13 protein-coding genes are annotated in these 15735 nt (G+C 72.7%); 6 read left to right on the top strand and 7 right to left on the bottom strand.

The annotated features are described in order from the left end of the window. Window positions 1-68: 68 nt before the first annotated feature. Both ABT296_RS09920 and ABT296_RS09915 read right to left on the bottom strand, forming a co-directional pair. A complete protein-coding gene (locus ABT296_RS09920; protein WP_351925175.1) occupies window positions 69-1115 on the bottom strand; it encodes a DUF2637 domain-containing protein in 1047 nt (348 codons plus the stop codon). 302 nt (window positions 1116-1417) lie between these two features. Then, window positions 1418-2266 carry a (2Fe-2S)-binding protein gene (locus ABT296_RS09915; RefSeq protein WP_351925173.1) on the bottom strand — a complete coding sequence of 283 codons (849 nt, stop codon included), beginning with the start codon at window positions 2264-2266 and terminating at the stop codon, window positions 1418-1420. A 156-nt stretch (window positions 2267-2422) separates the two neighbouring features. On the opposite strand from ABT296_RS09915, the gene ABT296_RS09910 reads away from it, so the two are divergent. Next, the gene (locus ABT296_RS09910) at window positions 2423-3214 is read left to right on the top strand and encodes a GntR family transcriptional regulator (protein ID WP_351925171.1); all 792 of its coding nucleotides are present in this window, start codon (window positions 2423-2425) and stop codon (window positions 3212-3214) included. A gap of 143 nt (window positions 3215-3357) precedes the next feature. On the opposite strand, the gene ABT296_RS09905 is transcribed toward ABT296_RS09910, so the two are convergent. Then, complete coding sequence (locus ABT296_RS09905) at window positions 3358-4125, bottom strand: hypothetical protein (protein WP_351925169.1); 768 nt, start codon at window positions 4123-4125, stop codon at window positions 3358-3360. A 156-nt stretch (window positions 4126-4281) separates the two neighbouring features. Further along, entirely contained in the window at window positions 4282-5955 is a 1674-nt protein-coding gene (locus ABT296_RS09900) for a PucR family transcriptional regulator (protein WP_351925167.1), read from the bottom strand. 377 nt (window positions 5956-6332) lie between these two features. Here ABT296_RS09900 and ABT296_RS09895 point away from each other — a divergent pair, with 377 nt between their 5' ends. From ABT296_RS09895 to ABT296_RS09875, 5 genes are all read left to right on the top strand, one after another. Beyond that, the gene (locus tag ABT296_RS09895) at window positions 6333-7223 is read left to right on the top strand and encodes an FAD binding domain-containing protein (RefSeq protein WP_351925165.1); all 891 of its coding nucleotides are present in this window, start codon (window positions 6333-6335) and stop codon (window positions 7221-7223) included. Then, on the top strand, window positions 7223-7810 hold the full coding sequence (locus ABT296_RS09890; RefSeq protein ID WP_351925163.1) for a (2Fe-2S)-binding protein: 588 nt from the start codon (window positions 7223-7225) through the stop codon (window positions 7808-7810). The genes ABT296_RS09895 and ABT296_RS09890 overlap by 1 nt, the downstream gene beginning before the upstream one ends. A gap of 2 nt (window positions 7811-7812) precedes the next feature. Further along, entirely contained in the window at window positions 7813-10206 is a 2394-nt protein-coding gene (locus ABT296_RS09885; RefSeq protein ID WP_351925161.1) for a xanthine dehydrogenase family protein molybdopterin-binding subunit, read from the top strand. 187 nt (window positions 10207-10393) lie between these two features. Continuing rightward, window positions 10394-11851: an NCS2 family permease gene (locus tag ABT296_RS09880; protein ID WP_351925159.1), complete on the top strand. Its 1458-nt coding sequence runs from the start codon at window positions 10394-10396 to the stop codon at window positions 11849-11851. Window positions 11852-11901: 50 nt separating this feature from the next. Next, window positions 11902-13056: an XdhC family protein gene (locus ABT296_RS09875; RefSeq protein WP_351925157.1), complete on the top strand. Its 1155-nt coding sequence runs from the start codon at window positions 11902-11904 to the stop codon at window positions 13054-13056. Here the strand turns inward: ABT296_RS09875 and ABT296_RS09870 are convergent. The 3 genes from ABT296_RS09870 to ABT296_RS09860 all read right to left on the bottom strand — a co-directional run bounded on the left by ABT296_RS09870 (window position 13008) and on the right by ABT296_RS09860 (window position 15667). Further along, the gene (locus ABT296_RS09870) at window positions 13008-14321 is read right to left on the bottom strand and encodes a lanthionine synthetase LanC family protein (protein WP_351925155.1); all 1314 of its coding nucleotides are present in this window, start codon (window positions 14319-14321) and stop codon (window positions 13008-13010) included. The two genes, ABT296_RS09875 and ABT296_RS09870, sit on opposite strands and share 49 nt — an antisense overlap. A 23-nt stretch (window positions 14322-14344) precedes the next feature. Then, the gene (locus ABT296_RS09865) at window positions 14345-14785 is read right to left on the bottom strand and encodes an SRPBCC family protein (RefSeq protein WP_351925153.1); all 441 of its coding nucleotides are present in this window, start codon (window positions 14783-14785) and stop codon (window positions 14345-14347) included. A gap of 105 nt (window positions 14786-14890) precedes the next feature. After that, the gene (locus ABT296_RS09860; protein ID WP_351925151.1) at window positions 14891-15667 is read right to left on the bottom strand and encodes a polysaccharide deacetylase family protein; all 777 of its coding nucleotides are present in this window, start codon (window positions 15665-15667) and stop codon (window positions 14891-14893) included. Window positions 15668-15735 lie beyond the last annotated feature (68 nt).

Genomic DNA, 15735 nt, shown 5'->3' with positions numbered 1-15735 from the left:
CCTGTTGGGGGGGGGGGGGCCGGGGCTCGGGGGGCCCCCCCTCCCTCTCATCGTGCGCGGAGCGGTTTTCAGCCGAACTGCTGCTCCAGGTCCTTGAGTTTGCGCTCCAGCGAGTCCAGTCGCGGCAGGGCCATGGTGTCGTCCTCGGCGGTGAGGTCGACGGTCACCGGCTCAGAACCACTGCGGACCGGCTGAAGGGAGGGCCGAGCGCGTACGGGCAGTTGCTCCGCGGTCGATATGGCAGGCTCCGCGGTGACCCGGTCCGAGGAGCCGCGCTCCACGGCCTGCACCTCGACCTGGCGCCCGCCGCCCCGGCCGACGAACCCGCGGTGGCCGCGGCTGATCGCCTTGAGCTGGGCACGCTCCACGCGCTGCGCCTCACGGCGCCGCATGCGCTGCTCGTCCTTCTTGTGCTTGTCCTCGCGGACCTCCTCGACGGCCTCGTCCAGGCTGCGCACATTCTCCAGGAGCATGAGCGACCACGCCTTGTACGTCTCCCGGGGGGCCCGCAGCCAGCGCACGATCCGGATCTGCGGCAGCGGCCTGGGCACCAGACCCTGCTCGCGCAGGGCGGCCCGGCGGGTCTGCTTCAGCGCCCGGTCGAAGAGCACCGCCGCGGACAGGGACATACCCGCGAAGAAGTGCGGGGCGCCGTCGTGGCCGATGCCCCTGGGCGCGTGCACCCAGTTGAACCAGGCCGCGGCGAACGCGAACGTCCATACGAGTATCCGGGAGCCGAGGGCCGCGTCACCGTGGCTCGCCTCGCGCACCGCGAGCACGGAGCAGAACATCGCGGCCCCGTCGAGGCCGAACGGGACCAGGTACTGCCAGCCGCCGGTGAGGCCGAGGTTCTGCTCGCCGAATCCGACCAGTCCGTGGAAGGAGAGCGCCGCCGCCACGGCGGCACAGCAGAACAGGAGCACATAGGAGACCGTGCCGTACATGGCCTCCTTGCGCCTGCGGCGCTCTTCGCTGCGCTCCCACGAGTCGTCGGCACTCGTGTCCTTCCCCGAGGAGCGCTTTCCGCGCGCGAGCACCGCCATCGCCGCCAGCGTGCCCAGGAGCAGTACGGCGCCCGGAAGCAACCAGTTCAGCGATATGTCGGTAAGTCTCATCTGGGGTCCCTTGCATTGGGATAGGGCGTAACGCCCGCCATAGTGACCCAATCCCTCCGGCCCTCAGGGGGTTTCGGGGCAAGAGGCCGCCAAGGAGGTGCAAGGGGATGCCCAGGGCGGCGTTCTGCTCGAACTGCCGCGTGAGGGGCGGGAGTTGAGTTCGAATAAGACTACCCGTACGGGTGGTTCCACGGAAAGTTCCCGGGACGCGTGAGGAGTTTGTGAAACGCCTGTAACCGTGCGGGGAGTGCCAAGGAGTCGATCTTACGGGAGCGTGCGGAGTGCTCACGCCCTCCCGGTGCTCAACTCGCGCTCGCCACAAGCTTGCTGACGCGGTCGGCGTCGCAGGTGCGCGGGCAGGTGGCGCAGGTGTCCTCGGGGCGCAGTGTGTAGAACATGCAGCAGCTCACCCGGTCCCGGGTGGGCAGCGCCTCGCCGGACGGCCCGGTCAGCACCCGGAAGGCGGCGGAACCGGCGTACGGCTTGGTCGAGCCCGGCAGCAGCAGCTCCAGCTCGCGCATCGCGCGCTCCTCCTCGCCGAGGAGGTGGGCGACGTACCACAGGCTCTCGACGATCTCGTCGGTCGCCATGCCCCACAGGGCGCGGCCGCGGCGGCGCATCCGGGGGCCGAAGGAGGCGAGGACCGGTTCGAGGTGCTCGGCCACGGCCGCGCGCACCTCGGCGCGCAGGGCGTCCTCGTCGGGCACCACGCGGGCGCCGGGCAGGCCCGCCGCCGGGTCGTCGGGCAGGCAGGCGAAGCCGGCGTCCGTGCGGACCGCCATCGCGCCGATGGCGTGGCCGTCGGCGGTGCGGTCGAAGGAGACATGCGTCACGGGCAGCCGCGGGACGCGGCGCAGGACGAACCAGGGGACGGTGACCAGCAGACAGGCGGGCCAGGCGTAGCGGTGCAGGCCGAAGCTCGCGGTGACGTCCGGCCGGGCCCGCTGCTCGTAGTCGCGCAGGATCTGTTCGTCGTCCCAGGCCAGGAAGGAGTCCAGGGGCGCTCCGCCGGCCGCCAGCGCGGCGGCGCCGACCCAGCCGGAGCCGGTGGGCAGGGGGTCCGCGGGACCGATCTCGGTCACCGCGAGTGACGGGAGGACTTCGGTGAGCCGCGTGTACGCGTCCGTGACGGCCGAACGGGGCACAGGCATCCGAAGCTCCCAATCCAGTGCGATTTTGAGGTAAGCCTTACCTTACCCATGATTTCCGGGATGTGAACTGGCGGCCGGTACGCCTATGGTGCTTGACGGGCGAGTAACAACCCGCCGTAATGACCTCAAGTACCGATACGTCCGCAGGAGGAGCCCGTGACCCAGGGTGTGCAGGGCTCCGCCGTCGCGCGGGCCGCCGTACCGCTCGCGACGGAACAGTCCGTGAGCGGGGTCAGGGTGCCCGCGCAGCACGGCGCCGTGGAGTCGGAGCGGGTCCGCGGCGAGCACACCCACAGCGAGGTGCCGATCCCGCGCCCGCGGGTGGCCGTGCAGCGGTCCTCGGTGCGCGGTCAGATCCTGGACGCGCTGCGCACCGCGCTGGTGACCGGGGAGTTGAGGCCCGGTGAGGTCTACTCGGCGCCCGCGCTCGGCGACCGGTTCGGGGTCTCCGCCACCCCGGTCCGCGAGGCCATGCAGCAGCTCGCCCAGGAGGGCGCGGTGGAGGTCGTGCCCAACCGGGGTTTCCGGGTGGTGGAGCGCGGCGTCCGCGAACTGGCGGAACTGGCCGAGGTGCGGGCGCTGATCGAGGTCCCGGTGATGCTCCGGCTGGCCCGGACCGTCCCCGCCGAGCGCTGGGCGGCCCTGCGCCCCCTCGCCGAGGCGACGGTACGGGCGGCCGCGTCCGGCTGCCGCGCGACCTACGCGGAGTCGGACCGGGCCTTCCACTCGGCGGTCCTGTCCCTCGCGGGCAACGAGCAACTGGTCCGGATCGCCGAGGACCTGCACCGCCGCTCCCAGTGGCCGCTGGTCGGCGCCCCGGCCGGCCGGGGCCGCGCGGACCTGATCGCCGACGCGGCCGAACACACCGCCCTGCTGGACGCCCTGCTCGCCCGCGACCTGGACGTGGTCCGGGCCCTGGTCGGCGAACACTTCACGGGGGCCCGGTAGGGCCCGTCACCGGGGAGCACCCGGCGGGTGCACCGGTGGGCACCCGCCGCCGAGAGAACTTCGCGGGAGCCCGGCAGGCCCTGCCCGCCAGGCCCCGGTCCGTCGGGACGTGCTCGGCGGGAGCCCGTGGACCCCCGCCTCCGTCACGCCGTCGCCGCGTCCGGTGGGCTCTGCGTGGCCAGGTGCCGGGCCAGCCAGGTCGGTACGCCGCCCAGCAGCCGGAACAGCCGGCGGGCCTCCTCCCGCAGCCGGGTGGCCTCCGGCTCCGGCTCGGTGTCCGCCAGCGAGGCCAGCGCGGGGGCCGTGCCGACCAGGTAGCCCAACTCCTCGCGGATCCGCAGGGATTCGGCGAAGCCGTGCCGGGCCTCCGCCAACTCGCCCTCGCGCAGGGCCAGTCCCGCCAGATGCCGCCAGGTGAAGGAGAGCAGCAGCGGATCCGTGTGCGAGGTGGCCGCCGCGTGCGCCCTGCGGTACGCCGCCCGCGCCGCCTGGGGCGAGTGCGCCAGGTTCTCCGCCAGCAGCCCCCGCCGGAAGTCCAGCAGCGCCCGGCCCGGCGCCCCCGGCGGGATGAGTGCCGCCGCCCGCCCCAGTGCCGCCCGCGCCTCGTCGGCCCGGTCCCGGACCGTGTGCAGCGTGGCCGCGTAGGCGAGTTGACCGCGTTCACAGGCGGCCGCCCCCCGCTCGTCGTCGCTGTGCGCCGCGGCCTCCGCCGTGCGCAGCGCGTCCTCCGCGTCCTGCCAGCCCTGCTCGGTGTACAGGCACCGCTCGACGAGCAGCGCCGCCCGTTGCAGCGCGGCCGCCGGGGTGTCGGGCCGCAGCAGGGCCGCCGCGTCGGCCCAGCACGCCCGTGAGCGCAACCGCCATACCGCGGTCTGGAGTGGATCGTCAGCGGTCGTTCCGTAACCAGACATGGCGGTATGCGCCACGTTGCCCTCCCCGAGCACGCCTTTGAGCTTTGAGTGGTGGGCGCATTCCAGCACCTGCGGCCCGTACAGGCCAAGGGGGTAGGTGAAGGATTTCACAAAGTGGTGTGACAGAAACCGGAGTCGGACCCCCGCCCCATCATGTCAGCTCATCCGCAGCGCCAGGAAGAAATCGAGCTTGTCCTCCAGTCGGGAGAGGTCACGGCTCGTCAACTGCTCGATCCGGCCGACCCGGTAGCGCAGTGTGTTGACGTGGAGGTGGAGCCGGTTCGCGCAGCGCGTCCAGGAGCCGTCGCAGTCGAGGAACGCCTCCAGGGTCGGGATCAGTTCGGCCCGGTGGCGCCGGTCGTACTCGCGCAGCGGGTCGAGCAGCCGCGCGGTGAAGGCGCGCCGCACGTCGTCGGGGACGAAGGGCAGCAGGAGGACGTGCGAGGCCAGTTCCTGGTGGCCGGCCGCGCAGACCCGGCCCGGTCGCGCCGCCGCGACCCGGCGGGCGTGCCGGGCCTCCTCCAGCGCCCCGCGCAGCCCTTCGGCGGAGTGCACGGCGGCGCTGACGCCGAGCGTGACCCGGCCGTCGTCGCCGAGGCCGGCCGAGAGCGGACGGCGCACCGACTCCAGCAGCCGGTCGGCGAGCAGACCCTCCTCCGAGCCGTCGTGCTCGGCGGAGACCGCGGGCAGCGGCACCAGGGCGACGGCCTCGTCGCCGGTGTGCGCCACGGCGATCCGGTCCGAGGGCTCGGGGCCGGTGGTCAGCGGGTCGACCAGGATCTCCTCCAGCAGCGACTGGGCCACCGCGCCGCCCTCGCCCCGGTCGCCGTCCCACTCGACCCTGGCCACCACCACCTGCCAGTGCGGGGCGGCGCCGAGGCCCGGCAGCAGCACCGGGGCGGCCACTCTGAGCCGGGCGGCGATCTCGGCGGGCGCCGCGCCCGTCTGGACCAGCTCCAGCACCTCCTGGGCCAGCCGGCGGCGGACCGTGCGGCCGGCGTCCCGGCGGTCCCGCTCGACCGCGATCAGCTGGGTGACGCCCTGGAGCAGGTCGAGCCGCTCCTCGGGCCAGTCCCCGGCGTCCGCCTCCACGGCCAGCAGCCAGTCCGACAGCACCGTCTCCCGCACGTCGCGGGCGGCCTGCGGCGAGCGGCTGCCGGAGCCGACGGCGAACAGGGAGTACGGCGTCGAGCCGAGCGTGACCCGGTGCGGGCCGCGCCGGCCGGTGCGGGCGGCGGCCAGGTGCTCGGCGGCGAGCGCCGCGCACAGGTCGGCGGGGAGGTCCGGGCCGCCCACCTTCGAACCGGCGATCAGCCGTCCGGTGGGGGACAGGACCCAGGCGCGCAGGTCCAGGTCCGAGCCGAGCAGGTCGAGGACGACGTCGGGGCCGCCGCCGGCCGGCCCGGAGGTCATCATCCGGCGGTGCCGGTCCACGACCGCCGCGAGGTCGCCCGCGCGCTCGCCGGAGACCTGCCGTACGACGTGCTCGGTGATGGAGGCGAAGGCCACCGACTCGTGCACCGCGAACAGCGGCAGCCGGTGCCGGGAGCAGGCGGCCACCAGGTCCTCGGGGACGTCGCCCAGCTCCGCCTCGCCGGCCGCGAGGGCCGCCACCCCGGCCTGCGCCAGGATCCGCACGAACGGCTCGGAGTCCGCGGAGTCCCGCCGCCAGGCCAGGCCCGTGAGCACCAGCTCGCCGCCCGACAGATAGCGGCTGGGGTCGCGCAGGTCCGTGGTCATCACGCCCCGGACGGAGCGGTCCAGCTCGTCCTCGCCGCCGAGCAGCTTGAGGCCCAGCGCGTCGGTGTCCAGCAGTGCGCGCAGCCGCATTCTCGTCGCCGCCGTTCTTTTGTCTCGAAAACTACGATGGATCCGGGTGATGGAGAGGTCTCGGGCCCGTCCGGCGGGCCGGTGGGCGCGGCCCTCCGTCCCCTGGGCCGCGTTTCGACTGTGTCCCAGGTCACGCGGTGCGGGTCGCACGTTTCCACGGGAGAACCGGGAGGTTACTGATGACCTCCGTTCATACGAATCTACAAGATGACCGGCCTGGCCAGCCAACTCCTTCATGGTTTCCGTGACTGACCCCGCTGGAGTACAGCGCTGTGTACTGGCCTCACTCCGCGTAAACAGCACATGAACGAGCCTGGTTCGCCGCACACGGATTGGCTCAATCTGTACGACTCACGAGACCAAGAAGAGAGCCGTTCATGGACTTCCTTCGCCCCGCCAGCTGGGAGGAGGCGCTCGCCGCGAAGGCAGCGCATCCCACGGCTGTGCCGATTGCGGGTGGCACCGATGTGATGGTCGAGATCAACTTCGACCACCGCCGGCCCGAGTACCTCCTCGACCTCAACCGCGTCGGAGACCTCTACGAGTGGGAGGTCGGCGAGGAGAGCGTACGGCTCGGCGCCTCCGTGCCGTACACGAGGATCATGGAGCACCTCCGGGCCGAACTGCCCGGTCTCGCCCTCGCCTCGCACACGGTCGCCTCGCCGCAGATCCGCAACCGCGGCGGCGTCGGCGGCAACCTCGGCACCGCCTCCCCGGCCGGCGACGCCCACCCCGCGCTCCTCGCGGCGGGCGCCGAGGTCGAGGTCGAGTCGGTGCGCGGCAGCCGCCGTATCCCGATCGACGACTTCTACACCGGCGTGAAGCGCAACGCGCTGGCGCCCGACGAGCTGATCCGCGCCGTGCACATCGCCAAGGCCGACGGACCCCAGCAGTACTCCAAGGTCGGCACCCGCAACGCCATGGTGATCGCGGTGTGCGCCTTCGGCCTCGCCCTGCACCCGGACACCCGGACCGTGCGCACCGGCATCGGCTCCGCCGCGCCCACCCCGGTACGGGCCAGGGCCGCCGAGGAGTTCCTGAACGCGGCGCTCGAGGAGGGCGGCTTCTGGGACAACGGCAAGATCATCACCCCGTCGGTCGCCAAGCAGTTCGCGGACCTGTGCTCCGCCACCTGCAACCCGATCGACGACGTCCGGGGCACGGCGAGCTACCGCCGCCACGCGGTCGGCATCATGGCCCGCCGCACCCTGACCTGGACCTGGGAGTCCTACCGCGGCTCCGCCGCCCGCTCGGAGGGAGTCGCCTGATGCGTGTCAACTTCACTGTCAACGGACGTCCGCAGGAGGCCGACGACGTGTGGGAGGGCGAGTCCCTGCTGTACGTGCTGCGCGAGCGCCTCGGCCTGCCCGGTTCGAAGAACGCCTGTGAGCAGGGCGAGTGCGGCTCCTGCACGGTCCGCCTCGACGGCGTACCGGTCTGCTCCTGTCTGGTCGCGGCCGGTCAGGTCGAGGGCCGCGAGGTGGTGACCGTCGAGGGGCTCGCGGACTTCGCCAAGCAGCGCGCCGAGCACGGCGGTTGCGCCACCGGCGCGTGCGGCGGCACTTCCCTCGACGAGGCGAAGGGCTGGCAGGCCAAGGGCCAGGACTCGCACACCGGCGAGGGCACCGAACTCTCGCCCGTCCAGCAGGCGTTCATCGACGCCGGCGCCGTCCAGTGCGGCTTCTGCACCCCCGGGCTGCTGGTCGCCGCCGACGAGATGCTGGAGCGCAACCCCAACCCGAGCGACGCGGACATCCGCGAGGCGCTCTCGGGCAACCTGTGCCGCTGCACCGGCTACGAGAAGATCATGGACGCGGTCCGCCTCGCGGCCGCCCGGCAGGCAGAGGCGGTCTGACCATGCCCACGAAGCCCACCAGCGGCGCGCCCACGAAGATCACTCAGGGTTCTCAGACCAAGGGCGGCATCGGCGAGTCCACGCTCCGCCCGGACGGCACCCTCAAGGTCACCGGCGAGTTCGCCTACTCGTCCGACATGTGGCACGAGGACATGCTCTGGGGACAGATCCTGCGCTCCACGGTCGCCCACGCCGAGATCGTCTCGATCGACACCAGCCAGGCCCTGGCCACCCCGGGAGTCCACGCCGTCCTCACCTACGACGACCTGCCCACCGAGGTGAGGAACTACGGCCTGGAGATCCAGGACACCCCGGTCCTCGCGCACGGCAAGGTGCGCCACCACGGCGAGCCGGTCGCGCTGGTCGCCGCCGACCACCCGGAGACCGCGCGCCGCGCCGCCGCGAAGATCCACGTCGAGTACCGCGAACTGCCCGTCATCACCGACGAGGCCTCCGCGACCGCGCCCGACGCGATCCTGGTCCACGAGGGCCGCGACGACCACCACGCGGGCCATGTCCCGCACCCCAACATCGTGCACCGCCAGCCCATCGTCCGCGGCGACGCCGCCGAGGCCGCGAAGCGGGCCGACGTGATCGTCCGAGGCGAGTACACCTTCGGCATGCAGGACCAGGCGTTCCTCGGCCCGGAGTCCGGCCTCGCGGTGCCCGAGGAGGACGGCGGCGTCCACCTCTACATCGCCACCCAGTGGCTCCACTCCGACCTGCGCCAGATCGCGCCCGTCCTCGGCCTGCCCGAGGAGAAGGTGCGCATGACGCTCTCCGGCGTCGGCGGTGCCTTCGGCGGCCGCGAGGACCTGTCGATGCAGATCCACGCCTGTCTGCTGGCCCTGCGCACCGGCAAGCCCGTCAAGATCGTCTACAACCGTTTCGAGTCCTTCTTCGGACACGTCCACCGCCACCCCGCCAAGCTCCACTACGAGCACGGCGCCACCAGGGACGGCAAGCTCACCCACCTCAAGTGCCGGATCGTGCTGGACGGCGGCGCCTACGCCTCCGCCTCCCCGGCCGTCGTCGGCAACGCCTCCTCGCTCTCCGTCGGACCGTACGTCGTCGAGAACGTGGACATCGAGGCCGTCGCCCTCTACACCAACAACCCGCCCTGCGGCGCCATGCGCGGCTTCGGCGCGGTCCAGGCCTGCTTCGCCTACGAGGCGCAGATGGACAAGCTGGCCAAGGAACTCGGCCTGGACCCGGTGGAGTTCCGGCAGCTCAACGCGATGGAACAGGGCACGCTCCTGCCGACCGGGCAGCGCGTCGACTCGCCCGCCCCGGTCGCCGAACTGCTGCGCCGCGTCAAGGCGATGCCGCTGCCGCCGGAGCGCCAGTGGGAGTCCAGCGAGGGCGCCGACGTACGGCAGCTGCCCGGCGGCCTGTCCAACACCACGCACGGCGAGGGCGTCGTCCGCGGCATCGGCTACGCCGTCGGCATCAAGAACGTCGGCTTCTCCGAGGGCTTCGACGACTACTCCACCGCCAAGGTGCGCATGGAGGTCATCGCCGGCGAGCCCGTGGCCACCGTGCACACCGCGATGGCCGAGGTCGGCCAGGGCGGCGTCACCGTCCACGCGCAGATCGCCCGCACCGAGCTGGGCGTCACCCAGGTGACCATCCACCCGGCCGACACCCAGGTGGGCAGCGCCGGTTCGACGTCCGCCTCCCGCCAGACGTACGTCACCGGCGGCGCCGTGAAGAACGCCTGCGAACTGGTCCGGGAGAAGGTCCTGGAGATCGGGCGCCGCAGGTTCGGCTCCTACCACCCGGCCTGGGCCACCGCCGAACTCCTGCTGGAGGGCGGCAAGGTCGTCACCGACGGCGGCGAGGTCCTCGCCGACCTCGCGGAGGTCCTCCAGGACGAGAGCGTCGAGGTCGAGGAGGAGTGGCGGCACCGGCCGACCGAACCCTTCGACCTGCGCACCGGCCAGGGCAACGGCCACGTCCAGTACTCCTTCGCCGCGCACCGCGCGGTCGTGGAGGTGGACACCGAGCTGGGCCTGGTCAAGGTGATCGAACTGGCCTGCGCCCAGGACGTCGGCAAGGCGCTCAACCCGCTCTCCGTCATCGGCCAGATCCAGGGCGGCACCACCCAGGGCCTGGGCATCGCGGTGATGGAGGAGATCATCGTCGACCCGAAGACCGCGAAGGTGAGGAACCCCTCCTTCACGGACTACCTCATCCCCACGATCCTCGACACACCGACCATCCCCGTCGATGTGCTCGAACTCGCCGACGACCACGCCCCGTACGGGCTGCGCGGCATCGGCGAGGCACCCACCCTGTCCTCGACCCCGGCCGTCCTCGCGGCGATCCGGAACGCGACGGGGCTGGAGCTCGACCGGACGCCGGTACGGCCGGAACACCTCACCGGTACGGCGTAGACACACCACCGCAAGTCTCTCCGGGCGGCGCCGGGAACGTCACACTTCGCCGCGCCGCCCGGAGGATCCCGTTCGTTCGTCTCGGGCCGTCCCCCGGGTCGTGCGGCCGTAACACCTTCCCAAATCCCGCGCCCGCCACGGCGGTTGTCGCTGCGGGTGTCCCTTTGAACCTTGGGAGCAGGCCCACATGACCCAGCAGTCACTTCAGACGGAGACCGTCGCCGAGGACGCGGGCGCAGGCTCACGCGTCCCGGCCGGACGGTCCTGGCTGGACCGGTACTTCCACATCACGAGGCGGGACTCCTCGGTCGCGCGCGAAGTGCGCGGCGGCGTCACCACCTTCATGGCGATGGCGTACATCCTTCTGCTCAACCCGCTGATCCTGTCCGGCAAGGACGCCGCCGGGAACACCCTCGGACAGCAGGCCCTGATCACCGCGACCGCGTTCGCGGCGGCCCTCAGCACCCTGCTGATGGGCTTCTTCGGCAAGGTGCCGCTCGCCCTCGCGGCCGGCCTGTCCGTCTCCGGCGTCCTCGCCTCGCAGGTCGCCCCGCAGATGACCTGGCCGCAAGCCATGGGCATGTGCGTGATGTACGGCGTGGTCATCATGCTGCTGGTCGTCACCGGCCTCCGCGAGATGATCATGAACGCGATCCCGCTGGCCCTCAAGCACGCCATCACCATGGGCATCGGCCTCTTCGTCGCCCTGATCGGCTTCGCCAAGGCCGGCTTCGTCCACCAGGGCCAGGCCACCCCGCTCACCCTCGGCCCGGCCGGCGAACTGGCGGGCTGGCCGGTGCTGTTGTTCGCCGTGACCCTGCTGGCGATCTTCATGCTCCAGGCGCGGGGCGTGCCCGGCGCCATCCTGATCGGCATCGTCGGCGGCACCCTGCTGGCCGTCCTCCTCAACGCCGTGGACGCGATCGACCCCGAGCAGTGGGCGGGCGGCGCGCCCGAACTGCACGGCAGCGCGGTCTCCATGCCGGACTTCTCCCTCTTCGGCGACGTCGAGTTCGGCGGCTGGGGCGAGGTCGGCGCGATGACCGTCGGCATGATCGTCTTCACCCTGGTGCTCGCCGGGTTCTTCGACGCGATGGCCACCATCATCGGCGTCGGCACCGAGGCGAAGCTCGCCGACGACAGGGGCCGGATGCCGGGTCTGTCCAAGGCGCTGTTCATCGACGGCGCGGGCGGCGCGATCGGCGGCGTCTCCGGCGCCTCCGGCCAGACCGTGTTCGTGGAGTCGGCGACCGGCGTCGGCGAAGGGGCCCGCACCGGCCTCTCCTCGGTGGTCACCGGCCTGTTCTTCGCCGCCTGTCTGTTCTTCACCCCGCTCACGGCGATCGTGCCCGGCGAGGTCGCGGCCGCGGCACTGGTCGTCATCGGCGCCATGATGATGATGAACGCCCGGCACGTGGACTGGGCCGACCGCGCCACCGCGATCCCGGTCTTCCTGACCGTGGTGGTCATGCCGTTCACCTACTCCATCACCGCGGGTGTCGCCGCCGGCGTCATCTCCTACGTCGCCATCAGGACCGCGCAGGGCAGGCTCCGGGAGATCGGGGCGTTCATGTGGGCCCTGACCGTGATCTTCGTGGTGTTCTTCGCCCTCAACCCGATCGAGAGCTGGCTCGGCGTCCACTAGTGGCGCCGGCCGTGAGCCCTCCGCACCATCGCCCTTAAGGAGAACGAGAGATGCTGGACATCGCCGAGGAACTGCACCGGTGGGTCGAGCAGGGCCGTGACTTCGCCGTGGCGACCGTCGTCGCGGTCGGCGGCAGCGCGCCCCGCCGGCCCGGCGCGGCGCTCGCCGTGGACACCGAGGGCACGGCGATCGGCTCGGTCTCCGGCGGCTGTGTGGAGGGCGCCGTCTACGACCTGTGCCAACAGGCCCTCCAGGACGGCGAGACCGTCCTGGAGCGCTTCGGCTACAGCGACGACGACGCCTTCGCCGTGGGCCTGACCTGCGGCGGGATCATCGACATCCTCGTCACCCCGGTACGGGCCGCAGGCCGGGCCCGCCCGGTGGTCGCCGCCGCCCTGGCCGCCGCCGCACGGGGGGAGGCGGCGGCCCTGGCCCGGGTCGTCTCGGGCCCGGCCGCACTCATGGGCCGCGCCCTGCTGGTCCGGCCCGACGGCGCCGGGTACGACGGCGGCCTCGGCGGGCACCCGGAACTGGACCGCACGGTCGCGGCCGAGGCCGGCGCCCTGCTGGACGCCGGCCGGACCGGCACCGTGGAGATCGGCGAGCAGGGCTCGCGCTGCGGAGAACCGCTGACGGTGCTGGTGGAGTCCTCGGTGCCACCGCCCCGGATGATCGTCTTCGGCGCGATCGACTTCGCGTCGGCGCTGGTACGGGTCGGGAAGTTCCTCGGCCACCATGTGACGGTCTGCGACGCGCGGCCCGTCTTCGCGACCCGGGCCCGCTTCCCCGAGGCCGACGAGATCGTCGTCGACTGGCCGCACCGGTATCTGGAGCGCACCCGCGTCGACGCCCGCACCGTGCTGTGCGTCCTCACCCACGACGCCAAGTTCGACGTGCCCCTGCTACGGCTCGCGCTGCGCCTGCCGGTCGCCTACGTCGGCGCGATGGGTTCCCGCCGTACCCACCTGGACCGCAACGAACGGCTGCGCGAGGTCGGCGTCACCGAACTGGAACTGGCCCGGCTGCGCTCCCCGATCGGCCTCGACCTCGGCGCCCGTACGCCCGAGGAGACGGCCCTGTCGATCGCGGCCGAGATCGTCGCCGCCCGGCGCGGCGGCAGCGGGGTGTCGCTGACCGGCGCCCACACGCCGATCCATCACGACGGCGGTGCGGTACCGGCCGGCCGGATCGGCTCGGTGGCCTGACCGGAGCCCCGGCGCACCGGGGGCTGGTCGGGCCAGCCGACGGCGTAGTCCGGGGCGCCGCCCCGGCTCAGCCGGACGAACCGCAGCAGCTCGCGCGCGATGCCCGCGTTGCCCATCGCCCAGCCGGTCTCCGCCTCCAGCGCGCTCGGCACGGCCCGGTGCTCCACGTTGGACCAGCGGGCGCCGTCCGCGTCCCGCACGGCACGCGCCGCGAGGTCCGCCACCAGCACCCGGGCGAAGTCCGGGGCGTCGCCCTGTTCGGCGATCCGGTCGCAGGCCAGCGCCAGCACGCCCGCGGTGCCGCAGCAGCGGCCGTTGTTGTCCCAGAAGCCCGGGCTCGTCCGCTCGGGCAGTCCGGACCGGGTGACGGTGTGCCAGCAGCGGTCGGCCCGCGCCGACCAGGCGGGGTCGCCCAGGGCGTCCCGCAGCAGCCGGAACACCTGGGCGTCACCGGCCGGACCGTGGCACCAGCCGTAGTTGTACCGGGCGGCCCGCCCGCCGCCGTGCTGCGGATCGGAGTGCGGGACCAGGAATCCCTCGGGGCCGGCCTCGTCGCGCGCGACGACGTCCGCCGCACCCGCCAGGGCCAGCTCGACCAGGTCCGCGCGGCCGGCCGCGGCACCGATTGCGGCGAGTGCGGTCACCACGCCGAGGGTGCCGTGCGAGATGTGGTGCATCCGCCCGGCCGGCCCGGGCCGGAACGGCCACCGCACCCCGGCATCGGTCCGCTCCGCGGCGCCGAGGTACGGCTCGACCGCCCGTACGGCGAACTCCGGCTCACCGAGCGCCAGTTCGCCGAGGCCGATGCCCGCGTTGCCGCCCATCAGCTCGAACAGCTCACCCCAGCGCGTGCCGTCGAACCGGGAGCGCACCAGCGCCATGGCCCGGTCCGCGGCGGCGCCGGCGGCCGTGTCGCCCAACTCCTCGTGGACGGCGCGCAGAACGAGCGCCATGCCGGTGAGACCGAAGTACAGGGAGCTGTCCTCCGTCTCCTCCACCGCCACCGCAAGACCCCGGGCGGCGCGCACGGCACTGTCGGCGTACCGGTCGTCGCCGGTTGTCCGCCACGCCTCCAGCAGCGCCGGTACGACGCCCGCCGTGCCGTTGTAGAACATCGGGTCGCAGACCGGGTCCGAGGGCCTTACGGGCCAGGCGAGGCCGCCGTCACCGGCGTCCCGCGCCTGCGCGAGCAGCCAGCGCAGGGAGTCCGCCGCGAGTGCTTCGACCTCGTCGACCGCCGTGTGTACGCCATCGCCCGGGACCATGGCGCCAGTCTGTCAGGCGGTGTTCAGGGGCTGCGCAGCAGGCTGTTGACGGCCCGTCCGAACACCAGCCGCGACGCGGCCTCCAGCGGACGGTCGAACAGCCCCGGCAGCAGCCGGACCCGGAGTTCCTCGCGCCACAGGACCCGGGCCCGTCCGCCGGGGCCGGGACGCACCTCGATCTCCGCCCAGCCCAGCACCACCCGGCCCCGCTTCTCCAGCCGGCACAGCCCCGGGGCGTCGTCCGTCGGGGGCCGCCACACGGTGACCTTCATCCGGTCGTCGAAGGCGAACGGGCCCACGCCCGACCGCGCCACGAAGACCGTGCCCTCCCCGGAGGGGCCGGGGGTGAGCACGGTGACCCGGGTCAGCGGGACCACCTCCGCGTGCCGGGGCCACTCGGTGAGGCGGCGCCAGGCCTCCTCGGGGGAGAGCGGCGGCGTGCGTTCGAGCCGGAAGGTGACCACGCGACGATCTTAAGCAGTCCGGCCGGCCGGGCGGCGCGCTCGCGCCCGGCTCAGCCACATGGCCCAACGCCCGGTCGGCGCACCGGCGTAGGCGGTGCGGAGGGCTCAGGGCCGGTAGACCTCACCGGGCTCGGCCCGTCCCGGGGCGAGGAGTTGGGACACCGTCACGAACACGAAGCCGCGCTTCTTCAGCTTGTCTATGATCCCGGGCACCGCGGGCACGGTGCCGCGGTAGATGTCGTGCAGCAGGATGATCCCGTCCCGTTCGGACTGGTCGAGGACGCGCTCCTCGATGAGCGCCGAGTCGTTGGTCTTGTAGTCCTTGGCCGTCACGCTCCACAGCACCTCGGCGAGGCCCAGTTCACGGGAGATCTCGTGCACGGTGTCGTCGGTGCGGCCCTGCGGCGGGCGCATCAGGGTCGGCCGGTGCCCGGTCAGCCGCTCTATCTCCTCGTTGGGCCGGCGCAGTTCCTCGCGTATCTGGTCCGGTTCCAGCTCGGTGAGGATCTTGTGTTCCCAGGTGTGGTTGGCCAGCTCGTGTCCCTCGTCGGCCATCCGCCGGACCAGCTCCGGGTACTTCTCGATGTGCCGCTTGCCGAGGAGGAAGAAGGTCACCGGGACCTGCTCCTCCTTCAGGATGTCCAGCAGCCGCGGCGAGTGCTCGCTGGGGCCCGCGTCGAAGGTCAGTGCGATGCACTTGACCTCGCGGCAGTCGACGGTCCCGGCCCGGGCCTGTACGTCGGTGCTCGCCTCCGCGCGGACGTCGGCGGGCGAGGTGGTGTCGAGTTGGGTGCAGCCGGTCAGGGCGGTCACGGCGGACAGGGTCATGGCGGCGAGGAACGCGGCCCCCGATTTCTTCATCTTCTTGGTCAGAGAAGGCATGCCGGGACTATACGTCGCGTGTATACGCGGTGTTTATAGTGGGTTCGGCGAGCCCAAAAGGGCCCGGA

Source organism: Streptomyces sp. NPDC000983, assembly GCF_040299205.1.
Taxonomy (GTDB): domain Bacteria; phylum Actinomycetota; class Actinomycetes; order Streptomycetales; family Streptomycetaceae; genus Streptomyces.
This window is presented reverse-complemented; position numbering and strand designations above follow the sequence as displayed.